At 63.4% G+C, this 2,823-nt stretch carries 2 protein-coding genes; both read left to right on the top strand.

Features of this window, described 5'->3' with window-relative positions:
* Positions 1-192 precede the first annotated feature (192 nt).
* Entirely contained in the window at positions 193-1,263 is a 1,071-nt protein-coding gene (gene pdhA / locus K0M74_RS02815; RefSeq protein ID WP_293967694.1) for a pyruvate dehydrogenase (acetyl-transferring) E1 component subunit alpha, read from the top strand.
* Between the two features lies 1 nt (position 1,264).
* The gene (locus tag K0M74_RS02810) at positions 1,265-2,653 is read left to right on the top strand and encodes a pyruvate dehydrogenase complex E1 component subunit beta (RefSeq protein ID WP_293967692.1); all 1,389 of its coding nucleotides are present in this window, start codon (positions 1,265-1,267) and stop codon (positions 2,651-2,653) included.
* Positions 2,654-2,823 lie beyond the last annotated feature (170 nt).

Here is a 2,823-nt window from a genome sequence, read left to right as displayed (position 1 = left end):
GCGCAGCGGAGCAATCCAGAGCCCGCGTAAGCCGCTCTGGATTGCTTCGCTGCGCTCGCAATGACGGTTGATGACGCGTCCATGCTGCATTCGTAATTGCTATGCCCTTGCGGCCAAGGGGGCGTTGCCAAACCTGCTTTGCGGCTCCTATAGGGAGCCTTGCCGTAACGGCTAACTGCAAAGGAACCCGCCTTGGCCAAAGCACCCGCGCGCGCACCTGCCGCGCCGAAAAAGACTGCGTCCACGCCCGCCGCCGCGACCAACCGCGAGCAGCCGCGCGATCCCGTTTCCTATGACGCGACGCCCGAGGAGCTGGAGAAATTCTACCGCGAAATGCTGCTGATCCGCCGCTTCGAGGAAAAGGCGGGGCAGCTGTACGGGCTCGGGCTGATCGGTGGGTTCTGCCATCTGTATATCGGCCAGGAAGCGGTTGCGGTGGGTTTGCAGTCGGCGCTGGATGGCGACAAAGACAGCGTCATCACCGGCTATCGCGACCATGGTCACATGCTCGCGTATGGGATCGACCCCAAAGTCATTATGGCTGAACTGACCGGCCGCGCCGCGGGTATCTCGCGCGGCAAGGGCGGTTCTATGCACATGTTCAGCGTCGCGCATAAATTCTATGGCGGCCACGGCATCGTCGGGGCGCAGGTGTCGCTCGGCACCGGGCTGGCCTTTGCGCACAAATATCGCGACGACGGCGGGGTCGCGATGTCCTATTTCGGTGACGGCGCGTCGAACCAGGGGCAGGTGTACGAGAGCTTCAACATGGCAGAGCTGTGGAAGCTGCCGATCATCTTCGTGATCGAGAACAACCAATATGCGATGGGCACGTCGGTCAATCGCTCGTCGGCCGAGGACCAGCTCTATCGCCGCGGCGAAAGCTTCCGCATCCCCGGGATGCAGGTCGACGGCATGGACGTGCTCGCGGTGCGCGGCGCGGCCGAAGCCGCGCTCGAATGGGTGCGCGCGGGCAAGGGTCCGGTGCTAATGGAACTCAAAACCTATCGCTATCGTGGTCACTCGATGTCCGACCCGGCAAAATATCGCAGTCGCGAGGAAGTACAGGCGGTGCGCGATAAATCCGACGCGCTCGAACATCTGAAAAAGGTTATGCTCGACGCGGGCATCACCGAAGAGAAGTTCAAGGATATCGACAAGGAAATCCGGGCGATCGTGGCCGAGTCCGCCGACTTTGCCGAAAGCGCGCCCGAACCCGACCTTTCCGACCTTTATACCGACGTGCTGGTGGAGCAATATTGAGATGGCCATCGAATTGAAGATGCCGGCACTGTCGCCGACGATGGAAGAAGGCACGCTCGCCAAATGGCTCGTCAAGGAAGGCGACACGGTCAAATCGGGCGACATCCTCGCCGAGATCGAGACCGACAAGGCGACGATGGAATTTGAAGCGATCGACGAGGGCATAATCGGCCAGATCCTGATCGCCGAGGGCACCGACAATGTGAAGGTCGGCACCGTGATCGCGACGATTACGGGTGAGGGGGAAGAAGCTGCTGCCCCGGCTCCCGCGCCTGCGCCCGCTGCCGAAGCGCCGAAGACCGATACGCCCCAAGAAGACGCGCCGAAAAAAGCCGAAAGCGGCACCGAACAACTCGCCGTCAAGGCGAAGGCCGCGGTCGCTGACCCCGCCGTACCCGAAGGCACCGCGATGGTCCGCCTGACCGTCCGCGAAGCGCTGCGCGACGCGATGGCCGAGGAAATGCGCGCCGACGACCGGGTGTTCGTGATGGGCGAGGAAGTCGCTGAATATCAGGGTGCGTACAAGGTCACCCAAGGGCTGCTCGACGAGTTCGGCGCGCGCCGCGTCATCGACACCCCGATTACCGAATATGGCTTTGCCGGGCTCGGCGCCGGTGCGGCGATGGGCGGACTGAAGCCGGTCATCGAATTCATGACCTTCAACTTTGCGATGCAGGCGATCGACCACATCATCAACTCGGCGGCAAAGACCAACTATATGTCGGGCGGCCAGATGCGCTGCCCGATCGTGTTCCGCGGCCCGAACGGCGCCGCGTCGCGCGTCGGTGCGCAGCACAGCCAGAATTTCGCGCCATGGTACGCCAGCGTCCCCGGTCTGATCGTGATCGCGCCCTATGACGCCGCCGATGCCAAGGGATTGTTGAAAGCCGCGATCCGCACCGAAGATCCGGTCGTTTTCCTTGAGAACGAGCTGCTCTATGGCCGCAGCTTCGACGTTCCCGACCTGCCCGACCATGTCCTGCCGATCGGTCAGGCGCGGATCATGCGGCCGGGCAAGGACGTTACCGTCGTCAGCTATTCGATCGGCGTCGGACTCGCGCTCGAGGCCGCCGACCAGCTTGCGGGCGAGGGCATCGATGCCGAGGTCATCGACCTGCGCACCTTGCGCCCGCTCGACGCCGCGACGGTGCTGGCGAGCCTCAAAAAGACCAACCATCTCGTCGTCGTCGAGGAAGGCTGGCCGACCTGTTCGATCGCGAGCGAACTCGCGATGGTCGCGATGGAGCAGGGCTTCGACGATCTCGACGCGCCGGTGATGCGCGTGTGCAACGAGGATGTGCCGCTGCCCTATGCCGCGAACCTTGAAAAGGCGGCGCTGATCGATGTGCCGCGCGTCGTGGCGGCGGTGAAGGCGGTTCGTAATCGCTAGAATGTCGCCCCCGCGAAGGCGGAGGCCGCTATCGGTTTACTCGGCATCGAAGGGCAAGGCCGACATCGGCCCCCGCCGAAGCGGGGGGGCCATTTTATCGATTTCCAACCCCCATAACCCCCCCCACCCCCCCCGGGCCAACGCTAAGCGCCCCCCTTTTAAGGTTAGGG

It is taken from the genome of Sphingopyxis sp. (assembly GCF_019459305.1).
GTDB lineage: Bacteria > Pseudomonadota > Alphaproteobacteria > Sphingomonadales > Sphingomonadaceae > Sphingopyxis.
Note: the sequence above shows the minus strand (reverse complement) of the source record. Positions and strands in the feature narration are given on the sequence as shown.